The organism is Bradyrhizobium sp. PUT101 (genome assembly GCF_052043945.1).
GTDB lineage: Bacteria > Pseudomonadota > Alphaproteobacteria > Rhizobiales > Xanthobacteraceae > Bradyrhizobium.
Map to the genome: position 1 here is coordinate 5,518,429 of NZ_CP197207.1, position 17,908 is coordinate 5,536,336.

10 protein-coding genes are annotated in these 17,908 nt (G+C 65.7%); 5 read left to right on the forward strand and 5 right to left on the reverse strand.

The window, feature by feature from the left end; all coding sequences use genetic code 11:
- Window positions 1-12: 12 nt before the first annotated feature.
- Window positions 13-246 carry a DUF6894 family protein gene (locus ACSHT2_RS26605; RefSeq protein ID WP_319333441.1) on the reverse strand — a complete coding sequence of 78 codons (234 nt, stop codon included), beginning with the start codon at window positions 244-246 and terminating at the stop codon, window positions 13-15.
- Between the two features lie 200 nt (window positions 247-446).
- Here ACSHT2_RS26605 and ACSHT2_RS26610 point away from each other — a divergent pair, with 200 nt between their 5' ends.
- The 3 genes from ACSHT2_RS26610 to ACSHT2_RS26620 all read left to right on the forward strand — a co-directional run bounded on the left by ACSHT2_RS26610 (window position 447) and on the right by ACSHT2_RS26620 (window position 4,580).
- Entirely contained in the window at window positions 447-2,519 is a 2,073-nt protein-coding gene (locus tag ACSHT2_RS26610; RefSeq protein ID WP_440637561.1) for a PQQ-dependent sugar dehydrogenase, read from the forward strand.
- On the forward strand, window positions 2,476-3,417 hold the full coding sequence (locus tag ACSHT2_RS26615; RefSeq protein WP_440637563.1) for an SMP-30/gluconolactonase/LRE family protein: 942 nt from the start codon (window positions 2,476-2,478) through the stop codon (window positions 3,415-3,417). Before ACSHT2_RS26610 ends, ACSHT2_RS26615 begins: the two co-directional genes overlap by 44 nt.
- Window positions 3,418-3,554: 137 nt before the next feature.
- Window positions 3,555-4,580, forward strand: a complete 1,026-nt coding sequence (locus tag ACSHT2_RS26620) for a histone deacetylase family protein (protein WP_440637564.1) — start codon at window positions 3,555-3,557, stop codon at window positions 4,578-4,580.
- Between the two features lie 172 nt (window positions 4,581-4,752).
- On the opposite strand, the gene ACSHT2_RS26625 is transcribed toward ACSHT2_RS26620, so the two are convergent.
- From ACSHT2_RS26625 to ACSHT2_RS26640, 4 genes are all read right to left on the reverse strand, one after another.
- Window positions 4,753-5,733, reverse strand: a complete 981-nt coding sequence (locus ACSHT2_RS26625) for an LLM class flavin-dependent oxidoreductase (protein ID WP_440637566.1) — start codon at window positions 5,731-5,733, stop codon at window positions 4,753-4,755.
- Complete coding sequence (locus tag ACSHT2_RS26630; protein WP_440637568.1) at window positions 5,730-6,461, reverse strand: 4'-phosphopantetheinyl transferase family protein; 732 nt, start codon at window positions 6,459-6,461, stop codon at window positions 5,730-5,732. The genes ACSHT2_RS26625 and ACSHT2_RS26630 overlap by 4 nt, the downstream gene beginning before the upstream one ends.
- 284 nt (window positions 6,462-6,745) lie before the next feature.
- Entirely contained in the window at window positions 6,746-6,916 is a 171-nt protein-coding gene (locus ACSHT2_RS26635; RefSeq protein ID WP_319333456.1) for a hypothetical protein, read from the reverse strand.
- 138 nt (window positions 6,917-7,054) lie between these two features.
- Entirely contained in the window at window positions 7,055-13,498 is a 6,444-nt protein-coding gene (locus ACSHT2_RS26640) for an amino acid adenylation domain-containing protein (protein ID WP_440637570.1), read from the reverse strand.
- A 136-nt stretch (window positions 13,499-13,634) separates the two neighbouring features.
- Here ACSHT2_RS26640 and ACSHT2_RS26645 point away from each other — a divergent pair, with 136 nt between their 5' ends.
- Window positions 13,635-17,099, forward strand: coding sequence for an ATP-binding protein (locus ACSHT2_RS26645; protein ID WP_440637572.1), 3,465 nt, complete (start codon window positions 13,635-13,637; stop codon window positions 17,097-17,099).
- 1 nt (window position 17,100) lies between these two features.
- Window positions 17,101-17,895 carry a protein-L-isoaspartate O-methyltransferase family protein gene (locus ACSHT2_RS26650; RefSeq protein WP_440637574.1) on the forward strand — a complete coding sequence of 265 codons (795 nt, stop codon included), beginning with the start codon at window positions 17,101-17,103 and terminating at the stop codon, window positions 17,893-17,895.
- Window positions 17,896-17,908 lie beyond the last annotated feature (13 nt).

Sequence of the window (17,908 nt, forward strand, 5' to 3'; positions counted from 1 at the left end):
TATGGCATCACCTCAATGCGGCTTGCCGAGAATGGCGGTGAAAGGGAGATCGAAAATCTCCTCGCCGTCATCGTCGCTGACATGGATGACCCACTCGCGCCAGTCTTCGGCACCGGGGGTCTGGATCATCAAGTTCATGATCTGGGCGGCGTGGTCGCGCGCCTCGGTCAGATTGGCGACGACGGCGCCGTAGCGGTCGATCAGCGTGCCCTCGGTGTTGGAGCAGTGAAAATAGACCTGGACCATGAACGCCTCCTGTAGAAAGCGATTGGGATGGCAAATCCATACCACCCCAGGCATTCGCGAAACATTCGGGTCGAGCCCGGTAAGGGAATTTACGGAGGTTGGTCGCCACCAAAGCCGCTACGGGTTTGATCACAGGCGGGTGAAGACTGGACGGCGCCCGGTCGCCATGGAACAAGCGTCCCGGGAAGACGGGGGCCACCGTGAACCAGTTCACATTCGCAGGCGAACGGCGACATCTGCGCTTGGTTGCTGCAGTCTTGGCCGGCGTGCTGCTCGGCTTCGCCCCTGCTTCGTCCGAACCGATCAGTAAGAGCGGCTATGCGATCGGCACGGACGTTTGCGGCAGCGGCGATCTCGCTTTTCCCCGGATCCAGATCGACATGAAGGCGGAGTTTTGCGCCGGCCTCGTCGCCAGCGAAGAGGATCATCTCAAATTTCCGCGTGCGATCGTCCAGGTGCCCGGCCGCGACCTGTTCGTAGTGGCCGACATGGGCGGCTGGGGTCACGCCGATGGACGGCTGCTGCTGCTCGACCCGCACGCGCCACAGGGCCGGCGTTTCAAGGAGCTATTGACCGATGTCGAATATCCGTTCGGCCTGTTGATCGGCCCCGACCGGAAGCTCTATGCCTCGACCGCAGAGACGATCTTCCGGTTCGATCCGCTCGCCGACAATCCGCGCGGCACGGTTGAGACCATCATCCGCAACATGCCCGGCCGGCGGATCAGCTTGCCCGGCAGTGCCAGGATCGACGAGAGTGCGCATCCGTTTAAGGCGTTCGTCTTTGACCGGAATGGGCGGCTGTTCGTCAATATCGGCTCGCATAGCGACGACTGCGTTACGCCCGCACCGATCACGAGGCCTTGCGCTGCCGCCGAGGGCGCGTCCGCGATGGCATCGATCTGGCTGTATGCGCCGCCCGCAGGCGGCGTCTTCCCGGCATTGAAGCCGAACGATCCCGATCCGCCGCACACCGTCTATGCGCGCGGCTTGCGCAATTCGATGGCGCTGGTGCTGCACCCGATGTTTCCGGATGCCGGTTACGCCTTCCTGCAGGGCGAGAACGGTCGCGATCTGCCTGACATCTTCAAGCCGAACGAGGAGATCAACGCGATCGAGCAGGGCCGGCACTATGGCTGGCCCTATTGCTACGACCTGTCGACGCCGAGTCCCGAATTCAGGCTCGTGCTGCAATCGGGGATCTACAAATCGCTATGCACGGCCAATGCGCTCTACAAGGCGCCGCTCTCGCTGCTGCCGCCACACGGTGCGCCGCTCGCGATGCTGTATTATCGCGGCGGCAAATTCCCGGAGCTTGAGGGCAAGCTGCTGGTCGGCCTGCACGGCTATCGGCCGACCGGCAGTCGCCTGCTCGTCTATGACGTCGGCGATCACGGCTTTCCCAAACCTGCCCCGGCACCGGTGCGCTATCACGTCAGTTGCGCAGCTGACCCGACCCGCAGCTTCCAGACCGACACCGGCGAGGTCGCCGCTGCGCCGTTCCAGGAGCTGATTGCAGGCTGGCACCGTGTCAATGGCGCGCGGCCACAAGGCGCCCCGGTTGGCATGACGGTTGCCGAGGACGGCGCGATCTGGCTGGTCGAGGACAAGAACAAGACCGTGATCCGCATTGATCGCGCCACGGGCGATGCGCCTCAGCCGCTACCCTGCGACGTGCGCAGCCAGGCCATGATCGACCAACTCGCGGCCTTCGTCGCCAAGGACACGCAGAACAGCGCCCGGCTCACCACGCTGCGCAAGGGCCTCGTCGAGAAGCATTGTGTCGGCTGTCACTCCGATTTCGGTCTGACGCCGGGTCAATCGGAGACGGAGAGGGACGGGGCCGTGCTGCGCTTCATCCTGTCGCAAGACGGCTGGATCTATCCGGGCGATCCCGACGCCGGCAAGCTGCGCACGCGCCTGCGCGGCTTGGGCGCGGAGAAGCTGATGCCGCCGGGCGGCGAGAACCTGCCGAAGACGGAGCCCGGCTACAAACGTCTGCTGGATGCGGCAGATCTGCTCGTTGCGAAAATGGTTCCGGGCACGCGGATGCGGATCAAATCCGGTCCGCCGCAGCGCAAGTTCTATGGCAGGACGAACAAGGAATGCGGCGAAATACCGGCCGCCAAGGTCGTTGTCGTGACACAAAGGAGCGCTGTAGACAAACCCGGCTTCAGCCGCTTCTTTCGGCCGGCCGATCCCTATCTGAATGGCGAGTGCACCGACGGCGATGGCTATTACATCCGGCAGGAATTTCTGGTGCCTGTGCGGTAGCGTTGTTCTCGTCATTGCGACCGCGTCCGCCCGGGCCGAGACCAAGCTGTTCGAAAGCGTGCAGGTGACGCCTGCGGGCGAATACACGTTCGGCATCGAGGGGCCGGCCGCCGATCTCGACGGCAACCTCTTCGTGGTCAATCTCGGCAAGCCCGGCACCATCGGCAGGCTGCCGGCCGGCGGCGCGGCGTCGGAGCCATTCACGGTGCTGCCCGAAGGCAGCGTCGGCAATGCCATCCGTTTCGATCGGAACGGCACCATGTTCATTGCCGACTACAAGAAGCACAACATCTTCGCGATTCCGAAGGGCGCGACCGAGCCGGCCGTCTGGTTTCACTCCGGCGAAATGAACCAGCCGAACGACATCACCATCGCGCGCGACGGCACGATCTATGCGAGCGATCCGAACTGGAAGGGCCGCCAGGGATACATCTGGCGCATCGCCAAGGGAGCCGATGGTACGGTGCAGGGCCGGGTCATGACTGCGCCGCGCGCGATGGGCACCACAAACGGCATCGATCTCAGCCCGGACGGCAGGACGCTCTATGTTGGCGAATCCAGCAGCGGCCAGATCTGGTCCTATGCGATCAACGGCAACGAGCTCACCGGCGCAAAACTCGTCAAGTCGTTTCAGCCCGACACCGTCGACGGTCTGCGCACCGACGTTGCCGGCCGTCTCTATGTCGCGCGCATTCTCAAAGGCACGATCGCGCTGATGAAGCCCAGTGGCGCCGTCGAGCGGGAGATCGCGCTGAAGGGCAAGGAGCCGACCAACCTCGCCTTCGGCGGCAGCGACGGCAAGACCGTCTTCGTCACTCAGCGCCAAGGTGGCTTCATCGAGTCCTTCCGCACTGACCAGCAGGGGCGCGAGCACTGCCTCCAGCGCGGACGTTGCTGAGCCCGGCCGTTCAAAGGCGGTCTCCTTCCCGTGCAGAACGGTGGGGGTGAGGCGGCATTCTTCTTGCTTGCATCCGGCCGCCGCAGGGATCAAGAATCTGTGGCACCCCCTAGAGCATGCGACCACGGAGTGTTTGAGTGAAAGCCGTCCATACCGAACTGCACCGCAGCCACGATCCGCAATTCTTCCTGGTTCGCGGTGTCGTCAAGCGCACCACCGAGCAGCCCGAGCGCGCCGACCGCCTGCTCAAGGGATTGAAGGACGGCAAGCATCAGCTGGTCGAGCCGACCAAGTTCGGGCAGGGGCCCCGCGCGCGCATCCACAGCCCGGAATATCTGTCGTTCCTGAGCGAAGCCTGGGACGCCTGGACGGCGCTCGGGGATTCCGGCCCGGAGATGATCGGCAACATCCATCCGGTGCGCCATGCCGCAACCTATCCCACCCACATCGTCGGCAAGCTCGGCTGGCACACTGCCGACACCGCGGCGCCGATCGGGCCGGGCACGTGGGCGGCGGTCTGTGCCGCGACCGATGTCGCAGTCACCGCCGCGCAGATGGTGATGGACGGCGAGGACGCGACCTACGCGCTGTGCCGTCCGCCCGGCCATCACGCCTATCGCGACATGGCCGGCGGCTTCTGCTTCCTCAACAACAGCGCGATCGCGGCGGCGCATCTGCGGCAGAAGCACGAGCGCGTCGTGATCCTCGACGTCGATGTCCATCACGGCAACGGCACGCAAGGCATTTTTTATGCCCGGCCCGACGTCTACACGATCTCGATCCATGCCGACCCCGTGGCGTACTATCCCTACGTGTGGGGCTATTCGCATGAGCGGGGCGAAGGGCCCGGTCTCGGCACCAATCTCAACATTCCCCTCGCCATCGGCACCGGCGATGACGGCTACATGCAGGCGCTGGACCTCGCGCGCAGGGCGATCGAGTCGTTTGCGCCCGGAGCGCTCGTCATCGCGCTCGGTCTCGATGCCTCCGAGCACGACCCGCTGAAGGGATTGTCCGTCACCACGCCCGGCTTCCGCCGCATCGGCCAGGCCATCGCGAGGATGGGCCTGCCGACCGTGTTCGTGCAGGAGGGCGGTTATCTCTCGGATATCCTTGGCGCGAACCTGACCTCGGTGCTGGCAGGATTCGAGGAAGCAAGGTGAGGCCGCCGTCATTCCCCGCGCATGCGGTTTAGGAAATCTCGCGTCCGCCCTCAATGAAGGGTCGTCATGCCCGGGGCTTGTCCCGGGCATTCACGTTCTCTGCTCAGTGCGGCGATGCCCCGGGACCCTCCCGCCATGACGATGCGGAGGAGCCGGCAGGCGGGGCGAGAGCTCAAAACATCCCGCTCGCTGCGAGCGCCTTGCCGACGTGCCGCATCTCGGTCTCGTCGGCGACCATGTCGAGCATGATCGTGGTCAGGCCGTTCGCCGCAAACTGCTTCAGCTTCGCGCCGATCTCCTCGTAGCTGCCGACGAGATATGGGCAGTCGGCCTGGAAAGTCAGGAACGGCAGCAGCCAGTAGCCGTTGTCCTGAAGTTCGCCGCTCTGGCTCTCATAGAGCCGCTGCTTCCACACGGAGTCGCTGTTCTCTACGGTGAGCGCGAGCAGCTCGCGATCATCGGGATTGTCGCGGAAGCGCACCTTTGCGGCCTGCCGAGCCTCGTCCCGTCCCTCGCGCGCGAATATTCCAAAGTTGAGGCCTGATACGTCGAGCCCGCGATCGAGATCGGGCGGCAGCATCTGCATCTTGATGCAGCCGGTCTCCTTCGCGACGCGCTCGGCCGCCTCGGATTGGCCGGCGATCAAGAACTCCGGCATCAGCTCCGCGGGCAGGCGCGGACGAAGTTGCAGATTGCTGGCACGATAGAACGTGCCCTCGAAATTCACCGGCCGCGGGCTTGCCAGCAACTGGCGCATCAGCGCGACGAATTCACCGAGGCGAACGTAGCGATCGGCATGGGACTGGTCGTCGCCCAGTCCCTGCAAGTCGCTGATCGCCGTCCCCGTGATCATGTTGAGATAGACCTTGCGGCCGTAGAGCTGCGCGAAGGACGAGACGAATTTCGCGGCCGTGAACGGGTGCATGTAGACCGGATTGACGGCGATCAGCGGCGAGCTCTGCGTCGTCTCTGCCATGATGTGCTGGGCCATCGCCCAGGGTTCGACGAACACGTCATTGCCTTCGAACAGCAGGATGCCTTCGAAGCCGTTGCGGTCGGCGAACCGGGCCACCCGCATCAGCTCGCCGATATAGGCCTTGGGATCGCGGTTGCGTGAAATCGCTGGAAAGACGCGCAGCCGCGGCGGCATCATTCAGCCGCTTGCTGGAGCGGCCAGGCATGTCGGCTGATGGGAAGGCCGCCGTCCGCACGGGAGCCGTCGGCGATCGCGAGGCGGTGCGAGGGCGATGGCGAGCACAGCGAGAAGCGCCAGCCGTCCGGATCGTCGACGATGTCGGGCTTGAAGCTGATCTCGATGGCCTTGCCCGACACCTGCATAGCGAAGGCGTCGAGCGGCAAATTGAGCCCAAAGCCCCTGGCCTTCAGATAGGCCTCCTTGAGCGTCCAATAGTCGAAGAAGCGCTCGATGGCCGCGGGCTCCGGCAGCCCGCGCAGCGTTTCGACCTCCTCCGGCGCAAAGAAGCGAAGCGCGGTGGACAGCGGGGCGACGCGCCGCGACACGGCTTCGACGTCGACGCCGACGGCCTCATGCCGCGACACCACGCAGGCGACGCAGCCGTCGGCATGCGACAGGCTGAAATGCAGCGCAGTCGAGGTGACCGGCGCTGCGACAAAGGGCCGCCCATAGTGGCCTGCGGCAAAGGACCAGTCGGAGGGCGCGACGTTGCGCGCGACCTGCGATAGCGCGAGGCGCAACATGGCGTGTGCGAAGATGTATTGCCGTCGGTGCCGCTCGAACATGAATCGATCGGCCCGGGCCCGTTCGTCGACCGAGAGCAGGCGCCGGCACGCCTCGACCGCGCCCGGGGCGTCAAAGGTCTCGATCAGCCCGACAAAGAGTTCAATTCTGTCGTCCGCCATCAATTGGGCCCATGGCGTCAGGCGAGGCCAATCCCCGATCCCGACGGAAGATTCAACTAAGCAAGAATCACCAAGTGGACCGTTCCTAGCGATCCACCCAGGCGAATTCTTGTCGATTTGCAGGCCGGTTTACAGGCGCAAGCTTGTGCGAGACCCTAACTCGACCAGCGAGCGGCCACGACCGAAAACTAAAGATCGAAAACTAAAGACCGAAAGTCAAAGTCCGAAAACTGAAGCCGAACGTTGAAGCCTGGAGATTCCTGCAGCGTCCCGGCCGGCGAATCTTACTTCTTTTTCTTCTTGGCCTTCTTCGACCCACCCAGGATGGAAAGGCTGGCGTCGACCTCCTTCAGTGCCGACTGCAGCTTCTTCTTCTGGTCGGTCAGCAGCTTCTGGAGGGCCTTGCGGTCCTTGTCGCTCAACGAGGTGCCCTTGGTAAATTTGATGAAACCCATAACACTCCCCCGGTTGAAAATAGTCGTCCAAATCAAACCGCGGGAATAATCTTGCGCGGCGACGCCAAATAATCAAGACGCAACTTGATCATTCACAGCCTTGGCCGTGAATCCGTAGTCGTTCGCGATGCAACCCGCTCAGGCTGCCCTGCGGGCGAGCAACCGGCCGAGCGGTGTGTTGGGTTGGGCCACAGCCGCCGTCAGCAGTGCGACGAGATCCTCCATCCACTCGCCGACCATTCGGTCCTCGAGCAAGTCGCTCTTGTAGTTGCATGAGCCGGTGACGCCGGTCGGGCGCTCCTTGAGCATCAGCGACAGCCAGGTCTGGTCGATCGGCAGCACCGGCTGGCCTTCGCGCGCGATGTTGCCGATCGATTCTGTCGCGAGATCAGGAAGATCGAGCGGCTGGCGTAGTGGATTCTGCAGCGTGAAATAGACCTGGAGCAGCGAGGCCGGATCGATCCCCTCCTGCTCCAGATGGTCGGCCAGGATGTTGAACGGCAGCTCCTGCCGCGCATGCGCGTCGAGCACGCTCTGGCGCACCCGCACCAGGGCCTGCGCGAACGACAGCTCCGGCGTGATTGTCGTACGGACGATCACCGTGTTCTCGAACGGGCCGATGATGCGGTCGGTGTCCGGCTGGGCACGATTGGCCATGGCGGTCGCGACCGCGATGTCGGTGCGGCCCGTCCGCGCCAGCAGCATGCCCTTCAGACCGGTGAGCAGGCACATGAACAGCGTGCAATTGTGCCGGCCGGCGAACGCCGTGAGCCGACCGATCAGTTCCCGCTCGAGGCTGACCGGATGGTGCCCGGTGGGTGCGCCCGGGCTCGATCCGCCGTCGAAGACGGGGCGCGCTCCGCGCAAATTCTCCGTCCAGTCGGCAGCCTGGCGGCGGGCGGCGTCGGTATCGCACCACCAGCGCTGCCAGCGTGCGACAGCCGAAAACGCCGGTGGCGGTTTCGGCAACGGCACCGACGGATATCCGGCCAGCGCCGCATACCGGCTCGACAATTCCTCGAACAGCACGCCGATCGACCAGCCGTCGACAATGGCGTGATGCAGCGTCAGCAAAAGCGCGTGGTCGTTGTCGTGGAGCCGCAATAACCGGGCGCGCAGCAGCGGCGCGCGCGTGGTGTCGATCGGGGTATAGGTCTCCTGCTCGGTCAGGAGATTGATCTTCCTGAGTTCGAGCGCCTTGCGCCGCTTGTTGTTGTGGGGATGACCGTCGCCGATCGTCTCGACGGTCATGACAGGGCCAAGGGCGCGGGGCGCAACGATGCGGCTTTCGGGCTCCTCGCCGTTCCAGGCGAACGCGGTCCGCAGCGATTCGTGCCGGCGCACGACGTCGTCGATCGCCTTTGCCAGGGCGGCCGAATCGAGCGGGCCCTCTAGACGCAACGCGAAGGGCAGGTTGAACAACGGTAGCTCCGGCAGATTCCGCTCGATCCGCAGCATCTGCTCCTGCGCGATGGAAAGCGCAGGAGGCCCGCTTGCAGCCAATCGCGGCACGCTTGCGGCAGGCTTGTGCGGCTTCGCCGCCACGGCCTCGTCGACCCGCCGGGCGAGCTCCTCGATCGTCGGTGCCTCGAAGATGGTTTTGATCGGCAGCGACACGCCAAGCGCGCGCGCAACGCGCGCCATCGCCTGGCCGGCCAGCAGCGAATGGCCGCCGAGGTCGAAGAAATTGTCGGTCACACCGAGGCTCTCGACCTTCAGCAGGTCGGTCCAGATGTCGGAGAGCACCTTTTCGGTGAAGCGCCGCGCCGGCACGGCCGCGTCCGGCCCGGACGTTTCCTGCTGGGTGGGCGCCAGCAGCGCGGAGCGGTCGATCTTGCCATGGGCGTTGAGCGGCACCTGATCCAGGAACAGGAATGCGGACGGGATGGCGTGGGCCGGCAGCCTTCCTTTCAGGAATTCGCGCAGCTCGCTGGCGCTGCTCCGGCTGCCGGGCTTTGCGACGATATGGGCGATCAGCCTGATATCGCCGCTCGCCTCGCGGCGCGGCTCGACGAGGCCGGCGCGCACGCCTGGATGATCGGCAAGCGCGTTCTCGATCTCCTTGAGCTCGATACGATGGCCACGGATCTTGACCTGATGGTCGGCACGGCCGAGGCATTCGATCGTCCCGTCGGCGCGACGCCGGGCAAGATCGCCAGTCCGGTAGAGTCGGCCGCCTTGCTGGCGCGAGAACGGATCGGGGATGAAGCGCTGCCGGCTTTGCGCGGGATCGTTGACATAGCCGCGGCCTACGCCGGCACCGCCGATGCAGAGCTCGCCGGTCACGCCGATCGGCTGCGGCTGGAGGTTTGCGTCGAGCACGTAGAGCTGGGTGTTCGGCAGCGGCGCGCCGACCGGAACGTTGCCCGTCGCGGTCGCCGGGACCTTGGTCAGGCGATGCAGGGAGACGTCGTCGGAGCATTCCGACGCGCCATAGGCGTTGATCAACGGCACTCCTGGACAGCGGGCGAACCAGGCGCGGCAGAGCTCGACGGGCAACGGTTCTCCGGTCGAGATCAGGAGACGCAACCTGGAGAAGGCGCGCAGCACCGGCGTCTCGTCCATGCGATCGAGAATGACACGCAGCAGCGAAGGCACGATCTCGAGCACCGTGATGCCCTCACGCTCGATCTCCCGCGCCAGCAGGATCGGGTCCCGCACGATCGCGGTGGCGCAGACATGCACGCGCGCGCCGACCATCGGCCCGGCGAGGAATTGCCAGACCGAGATGACGAAGCTCTGCGGCGCGGTCTGCGCGATCACGTCCCTGGCGGAGAGTTCGAGCTCGGAGATGAGCGAGGCGAGGTGGTTCGACAGGCCGCGCTGCTCGATCATGACGCCCTTCGGCGCGCCGGAGGAGCCGGACGTATAGACGAGATAGGCGAGGCTGGAGGCGGCCCGCGCTGCGGCGCGTGCGGGCTTGGTCGTCCCTGACGCGATCGCGTCTTCGAGCTCGGCCACCTGGATGCGCTCGACCAGCGGCTCGAGCAGTGCCTCGACCATGGCGGACTGAGCCCGTCCGGTCAGCAGCACGCGGGCACAGCTCGATCCGAGGATAGTGGTGAGCCGGGCCGTCGGCTGGTCGGGATCGAGATTGAGAAAGGCCGCGCCGACGCGCTGCACTGCGATCATCGCGGCGAGCAGGTCGGGCCCGCGCTCCGCGAGCAAGGCGACGACGCTCTCGCCGCCGACTCCCTCACGGGCCAGCCAGCGCGCAGCCGCCAGGCTGCGGTGCGCCAGCTCGCGATAGCTCAGAGACGTACGGCCGTCCGACACCGCAACAGCGTTTGGCGTCTTCCTCGCCTGGCGCTCGAAGCGTTCGCACAAATTGCCGCGCGTCGTGAAATTGGCCGGCACGCCCCGGCCTTTCGCCAGCAGCAGACGGCGTTCGGCCTCGGTCAGGAGCGGCAGGCGCGAGATGCGCTGTTCCGGATTGGCGATGACGGCCTTGAGCAGCGTCCTGAACTGGGCGGCCATGCCTGCGATCGTCGCGGCGTCGAACAGATCGGTGGCGTATTCGAAGAACCCGCTGAAACGGCCATCGGCCTCGACCAGTTCGAGCGTGATGTCGAAGCGCGCCACTTTCGGATCGATTTCCAGCCGCCGTGCCGACAGGCCGGGAAAACGTGCCGCCTCGATCGAGGCGTTCTGGAGGATGAACATGATCCGGAACAGCGGATTGCCGTCGCTGCGGCGCGCGATCTGGAGCGTGCGCAACACCTCCTCGATCGGGAGGTCCTGGTTGCGGTAGGCGTCCAACGTGACCTGCCGCACCCGCCGCAACATCTCGCCGAAGCTCGGATCGCCGCTAAAATCGTTGCGCAGGATCAGGGTGTTGGCGAACAGCCCGATCAGGCGTTCGCTCTCGATCTGGTTGCGGTTGGCGATCAGCGATCCCGTCGCGACGTCCTCATGCGAGGTGTGGCGGAACAACAGGCACTGGAAGGCCGCCAGCAGCGTCATGAACGGTGTGACGCCCTGGTTCTGGCTCAGTGCGCGCAGGTCGCCCGACAGCGTTTTGGAAAATTCGAGATAGTGGCGCGCGCCGTGACCGCTCCAGGCCTCCGGCCTGGGCCTGTCGGTTCGCAGCGGCAACGTGGTGACGCCGTTGAGCTGGGCCCTCCAATAATCGAGCTGCTCCTTCGCCGCCGGCGTCTGCGCCCAGCTCTGCTGCCAGAGCGCGAAGTCGCGATACCGGAAGGCAGGCGGAGGCAGCGTGACCGGGCGCTTCATGCGCGCCGCGGCGTAATGGACGGCGAGATCCTCCCAGAACAGCCGCTGCGACCAGCCGTCGGTGACGAGGTGATGGACGTTGACCACCAGCGCATGGCTGTGCTCGTCGAACGACAGCAGTGCGACCTTCAGCGGCGGCTCGTGGGCCAGGTCGAACGGATGTTGCGCGAGCTTGAGCGCCTCGCGCCGGACAGCCGCGAGCCGCTTGTCCGGAGGGCAGGGCTTGAGCTCGATGCGCTCGAACTGCGGCGGCGATGACAGCACAAGCTGCACCGGCTCGCCCAGACGTTCGATGAAGACCGTGCGCAGCGCCTCATGGCGCGCGCAGATCGCAGTGAGGCTCGCAGAAAGCGCGGCGACGTCGACCGGTCCGTTGAGGAGCGCCACTTCGACGACATTGTAATTGTAGCGGGTTGGGTCGAGCCGCGAGAGCACGTACATCCGCTGCTGCTGGAACGACAGCGGTGCATCTGCGCCCGCAGCATGGTGCCAGGCCGGCAGCGCCGTCTCGCGCCGGCTTGCGGCGGTATCGATCCGCACCGCGAGTGCTGCGACCGTGGTGCAATCGAAGATGTCCTCGAACGAGAAGTCGACATTGAAGCGTTCGCGCAGGCGCGAGCGCATCTGCGTCACTGCGAGCGAGTCCGCACCGAGCGCGAAGACGTCCTGGTCGACGCCGACCTGCGGCAACTCCAACAGGCCGGCCCAGATTTCGGCGAGCTGGGTCTCCATCGCATTGCGCGGCAGCCGGGTCTCGTCCCTGCCGTCAACTGCTGCAATGAGTCCGGCCAGCACATTGCGTTGAACCTTGCCGCTGGCGCCTTTCGGCAGCGCCGCGACGCTGCGGATCAGGCTCGGTACCTTGTAGGCTGCAAGCCGCTTTCGTGCGAACTGGCGTAGCTGGTCGGAGGTGGCCTCGGAATTCGGCCGCAGCACCACGACGGCGGCGACGTTCTCGCCGAGCTTCGGGTGCGGGACGGCGAACACGCCGGCCTCCAGCACCGCCGGATGGCCGAGCAGAACTTCTTCAACCTCCAGCGGCGATATCTTCTGACCGCCGCGGTTGATGACATCCTTGATGCGGCCCACGATGAAGAGATAGCCGTCGGCATCGAGATAGCCGAGGTCGCCGGTCCGGAACCAGCCATGGTGGAACGCAGCCTGCGTCGCCGCCTCGTCATTGTAATAGCCGCGGCTCATGTTGGGTCCGCGCAGCATGATCTCGCCGCGCGCGCCGCTCGCAAGCCTGCGGCCCGTCTCGTCCATGATCGCGATCTCCGGACCGGCGGCGCGGCCGACCGATCCGACCTTCCGCAGCTCGAACGGATTGGCCGCGATCTGCGAGGCCGCTTCCGTCATCCCGTAGGTCTCGAGCACGGGAACGCCGAACGTCGCCTCCAGCCCTCGAAGAATCGCAGGCGCGAGCGAGGCCGAGGCCGAGCGGATCACACGCAGCGACGACGACCGGGCGCGGTCCGGGTTCGCTTCCGCTGCCGTCAGCAATGCGCGGTGAATGGTCGGCACCGCCGTGTACCAGGTCGGCTGCAGCTCCCGCATCCAGCCGAAGAAGGACGATGCGTCGAAGCCGTCGGTGCAGATCACGCTGGAGCCCGCGGCCAGCGCCGTGAGAAGGCCGGAGATCAAGCCATGGGCATGAAACAGCGGGAGGACGTTGAGCAGGCGATCGCGCGAAGCGAGAGACAGCACACGGCCGGCATTGTAGGCGGACAGGCAGACATTGCGATGCGTCAGCGGCACCATCTTCGGCCGCGCCGCCGTGCCTGACGTCAACAGGATGAACGCATCGTCGTCCCCGCGCGAGGGGCCGCTCGTGCTCGCCGGCCCGACCGACGGGCCGATGAACGCGCAGCCGCCGAGATCGTCTTTCGGCCCCGGCACGAAATCGATCACCGCGATATTGAGCGCCCTGGCGACGTCGCGGCTCGCCGAGTTCATGTCGGCCCGGGTCACGAGCGCCGCCAACTTCAATTCGCTGAAATAGCGTTGCAGCTCGTCCGCCGTCAGATCCGGGCTGACGGGGATGCAAACGGCGGCTGACGCGACCGCGATCAACGCCAACGCGCTGTCGGCGCCGCGCGGCAGTGCAACTGCAATGCGGTCCGCAGGCGCGATGCCGAGCCCGCGCAGCGTACGGATCAGATCCTGCGTCCGGTTGCCAAGGGCGCGGTAGTTGAGAACCGGCCGGCCAGGGGCGAGGAGTGCGGGCGCCGCCGGTGTCCTGCGCGCGTAGAATTCGAGAAGGCCGCTGATATGGGCGAATATCTTCGTTTCGGCCGTGCTACCGGCTGATTCTTCGTTTGCTCCGGATGCAATGTCCGACAACGCCATTCCCTTTTGATCCGATTGAGCTATTCTTCCAAGAAGTTGGGGAACGCGTCCAGTCTGAGGTGAAGTTTGAGCCCCGAAATCTGTGGTTGAGGGGCCCCGGAGCCCTTCGACGGAGTGATGGTCGGGCAGAATCACCATGCTGGAGAATGAGCCGGACACGGGAACGGAAGGCGAGCTGAAGCGCTGGCTCGAAGGTATCGGCCTCGGTCACTACACCGATCTCTTCGCGCAGCACCGTCTCGATCTCGACGTCATCGGGGACCTGACCGAATCCGATCTGGGCGAGCTCGGATTGCCGCTCGGCGATCGCAAGCGGCTCCAGCGTGCGATGGCGGCGCTGTTTCAAGCTGAAACGGCGGAGGTGCCAACCGAGGCTGTGCGTCCGCAAGCACGGGCGGACGTCGGAGCCGAACGGCGCCAGCTCACCACGATGTTCTGCGACATGGTGGATTCCACCTCGCTTTCCGCGCAGTTCGATCCCGAAGACGTCCGCGACATGATTGCGGGCTTCCGCGAAACCTGCGTCCGCGTGGTCAAGCATTACGAGGGCTTTGCCGCCCGTTTCGTCGGCGACGGTATCCTGGTCTATTTCGGCTATCCGGCCGCACATGAGGACGATGCTGAGCGCGCGGTGCGCGCCGGGCTCGAGATCGTGCGCGTGCTGTCGACGGCGCACGCGGTCGAGCCGCGCGGTGCGCTCAGCCATTCGCCCGCCGTCCGCATCGGAATCGCGACTGGTCTCGTCGTGGTCGGCGACCTCGTCGGACAGGGCACCGAAGAACGCGACTCCGCGGTCGGAGAGACCGTCAATCTCGCTGCGCGCCTGCAAGCCCTGGCGCCGCCCAACGGTGTGGTGATCTCCGCTTCGACGCAGTCGCTGCTGAAGGGGAAGTTCGATTACCGCAATCTCGGCGTCCATGACTTGAAGGGGATCTCCGAGAAAGCACAGGCCTGGCACGTGGTGCGCGCCTCGCGGATGGAGACCCGCTTCGCCGCCGCCATGGGCTCGCGGTTGACGCCGCTCGTCAACCGCGAGGAGGAGATCTCGCTGTTGATGGGGCGCTGGCAGCAGGCCAAGGACGGCGACGGCCAGGTCGTGGTCAAGTTCGGCGAGCCGGGCATCGGCAAGTCGCGCATCATCCAGGAAATCTTCGAGCGGATATCGGGCGACCGCCACGGACAAGTCTCGCTCCAGTGCTCGCCTTACTACACCTCCACGGCGTTCCACCCGTTCGTCGATCAGCTCAAATTCTCGCTCGGCCTCGATCGCGAGGATCCGTCCGCGCTGTCGCTGGCGGGCCTCGAGACCGCGATCGCCGCCGCTCATGGCGACATCGAGCAGGTCACGCCGCTGTTTGCCGCGCTGCTGTCGATACCGACCGGAGACCGCTATCCGCCGCTCCAACTCTCGCCGCAGCAGCAGAAGGATGCGACCGTTGTGGCGCTGGTCAACCATTTCCTCGGCCTCGCGCGCGAGATGCCGCTGGTGATCGCGTTCGAGGACCTGCACTGGATCGACCCGACGTCCCGCGAGGTGATCGACCTCTTGGTCGACCGGGTGCAGAACCGGCCGATCCTGGTCATCATCACCGCGCGCTCCGAATTCCAGCCGAGCTGGAACGCGCATTCGCACATCACCACCCTGGTCCTGAGCCGCCTGAGCCGGCAATTGCGCACGACGCTGGTCGAGCGCGTTGCGGGACGCGAGCTGCCCAAGGAGGTCGTCGAGGAGATCATCGTCAAGACCGACGGCGTGCCGCTGTTTTTGGAAGAACTGACCAAGACGGTTCTTGAATCCGACCTCCTGACCGAGCGGCACGGGCGCTATGTGCTGTCCGGGCCGTGGCGGCAGCTCGCAATCCCGGCAACCCTGACCGACTCGCTGATGGCGCGGCTCGATCGGATGGGGCCGTTCAAGCGGATCGCGCAGATCGGCGCCACGATCGGCCGCGAGTTCTCCTACGAGACGCTGCACGCCGTCGCCAATACGCCTGCCGAGCAGATCGTGGCGGCACTCAATCATCTGGAGGGGGCGGGGCTGATCATGCGCCGCGGCGACCCGCCGGACGCGCTCTACTCCTTCAAGCACGTGATGATCCAGAACGCCGCGCATGCGAGCCTGTTGCACAGCGAGCGGCGCAAGCTGCATTCCCGGATCGCCCAGGTGCTTTCCGAAATGTATCCGGAGAAGACCGAGCGCGAGCCGGAGCTGCTCGCCCATCACCTGACCGAATCCGGCCAAAGCGAGGGCGCCGCCAGCTTCTGGCTTAAGGCCGGCAAGCAGGCGGCGAGGAGCGGCGCCAATCTGGAGGCGATCGGACATCTGCGCCGCGGCCTCAGCGTCGTGCACGCCAGCGCGCGCATACAGGGTGCCGACGAGATGGAGCTCGATCTGCGCATCGCGCTGGGCAACGCGCTGATTGCCGCCAAGGGCTATGCGGTGCAGGAAGTCGAGGAAAACTACATCCGCGCACTGGAACTCGGCCATCAGCTCGATGACGACGAAAAGGTCTTCGCAGCCACTCGCGGACTCTGGGTGTGCCACTTCATCCGCGCCGATCTCACCCGCGCGCACGATCTCAGCGTCGAGCTGTTGAAATTCGCCAAGCGGCAGCGGCTGAACGAGCGCTCGCAGCCGGCGCAGCAGACCGGGTATTTGATCGAGGCGCACCGTTCGATCGCGATGACCATGCTCTATCGCGGCCGCTTTGCCGCCTCGCAGCATCATCTGCACCGCTGCATCAATCTCTACAGCCCCGATTTGCACTCCGACCTGATGGTGCGGCACGGCACCGATCCCGGTGTCGTCTCGCTGTCCTATCTCGGTTATCTGCTCTGGTTTCTCGGCCGGCCCGACGCGGCGCGCCAGCACAGCGAGCAGGCGATCGCCAATGCCGAGAAGATCCGCCATCCTTTCACGCTCGCCTTTGCGCTCGTGTTCGGCGCCTATCTCTGCCAGCATCTGCGCGACGTCGAGGGTACGCGCGACCACGCCAACCGCGCCATGATCATCGCCACCGAGCACAATTTCCTGCACTGGAAGCAGCAGGCGACGATCCTGCGCGGCTGGGCGCTGACGCAGCTCGGCGAGGCCGACGAAGGCCTCGGCCAGATGCGCTTCGGTCTCGACGAATACGAGGCGATGGATTCCTGGCTCGCCGGCTGCTGGTTCCGCTGCCTGCTCGCGGAAGCCTACGCCAGGAGCGGGATGCGCGATGCCGCCCTGCGCGCGCTGGACGGCGCGCTCGCAACCGCACGGCGGACCGGCGATCATTCCTACCTCGCCGAGGTCTATCGCCTTCAAGGCGAGATCACCCTGTCGGATGGCGACCCGGCCTCGGTACAGGAGGCCGAGGACCTGTTCTCCCTGTCGCTGGCGACCGCGCGCAAGCAGGGTGCGCTGTCCTGGGAGCTTCGCACCGCCGTCAGCCTCGCGCGCCTGTCGCTTGAAGCCGGCAGGCGCGAGCACGCAAGTCTTCTGCTCGTGCCGGTCTTGGCCAAGTTCAGCGAGGGTTTCTGCACGCCGGACCTGAAGCAGGCGATGCAACTCGTCAACGAGCTGGGGACGGACGCGCCTGTGCGCGAACAGGCCGATCTGTGACATGAGCGATCTTGCCGCCGTGCGTGCGCGCTACGCGGAGAGGATTGCCAGGCGCGAGCGGATTTCCTCGCCCCGCCTGCTCGAGGCGCTCGCCACCGTTCCGCGCGAGGATTTCCTGCCGAGGGGCCCCTGGCGCATCAAGAGCGAGGCGGCGCGCAGCTACCGGCTGACGCCCGACGCGGATCCCGTGCATCTCTACGACAATGTGCTGATCGCGATCGACGCTCGCCGCAAGCTCGACACCGGCTTGCCGAGCCTGTGGGCGCATCTCATCGACGTGCTCGACGTCAGGGAGAAGGAGCGCGTCGTGCAGATCGGCTGCGGTCTTGGGTATTTCTCGGCGGTGCTGTCGATGATGGTCGGCCCAAAGGGCAGCGTACATGCGGTCGAATGCGACGAGCGGCTCGCGGCCCGGGCGGCGAACTACTTGCGCCGATATCGCAACGTCACGGTCGTCAACGGCGACGGATGCAAGGACGTCGGCGGGCCCGCCGACGTCATCATCGTCCATGCCGGCTTCCCGCAGCCGCACTCGCTCTGGCTTCAGTCGCTCCGTCCGCGCGGCCGCCTCCTGGTGCCGCTGACCCAGCGGGATCGCGAAGGCGCCGCCCTCAAGATCACGCGCAAGGGCAGGAGGTTTGAAGCTGAGGCGATCCAGCAGATCCGGATCTTCCCCGGCCAGGGCCGCGGCACGACCGCCCTCGACGACCGCGTCGCCGACTGGTGGCAGCGCGCCTCCGCACTGGCGCCGCTGCGCTTTCGTAGGCTGGAGCAGGGCCTGCCATCGGATGGTTAATGCTTCGTTTCAT

Coding starts and splice junctions, on each gene's coding strand:
- ACSHT2_RS26615 (WP_440637563.1), top strand. CDS start 2,476: ATGGCTATTACATCCGGCAGGAATTTCTGGTGCCTGTGCGGTAGCGTT.
- ACSHT2_RS26630 (WP_440637568.1), bottom strand. CDS start 6,461: ATGGCGGACGACAGAATTGAACTCTTTGTCGGGCTGATCGAGACCTTT.
- ACSHT2_RS26640 (WP_440637570.1), bottom strand. CDS start 13,498: ATGGCGTTGTCGGACATTGCATCCGGAGCAAACGAAGAATCAGCCGGT.
- ACSHT2_RS26635 (WP_319333456.1), bottom strand. CDS start 6,916: ATGGGTTTCATCAAATTTACCAAGGGCACCTCGTTGAGCGACAAGGAC.
- ACSHT2_RS26605 (WP_319333441.1), bottom strand. CDS start 246: ATGGTCCAGGTCTATTTTCACTGCTCCAACACCGAGGGCACGCTGATC.
- ACSHT2_RS26650 (WP_440637574.1), top strand. CDS start 17,101: ATGAGCGATCTTGCCGCCGTGCGTGCGCGCTACGCGGAGAGGATTGCC.
- ACSHT2_RS26625 (WP_440637566.1), bottom strand. CDS start 5,733: ATGATGCCGCCGCGGCTGCGCGTCTTTCCAGCGATTTCACGCAACCGC.
- ACSHT2_RS26645 (WP_440637572.1), top strand. CDS start 13,635: ATGCTGGAGAATGAGCCGGACACGGGAACGGAAGGCGAGCTGAAGCGC.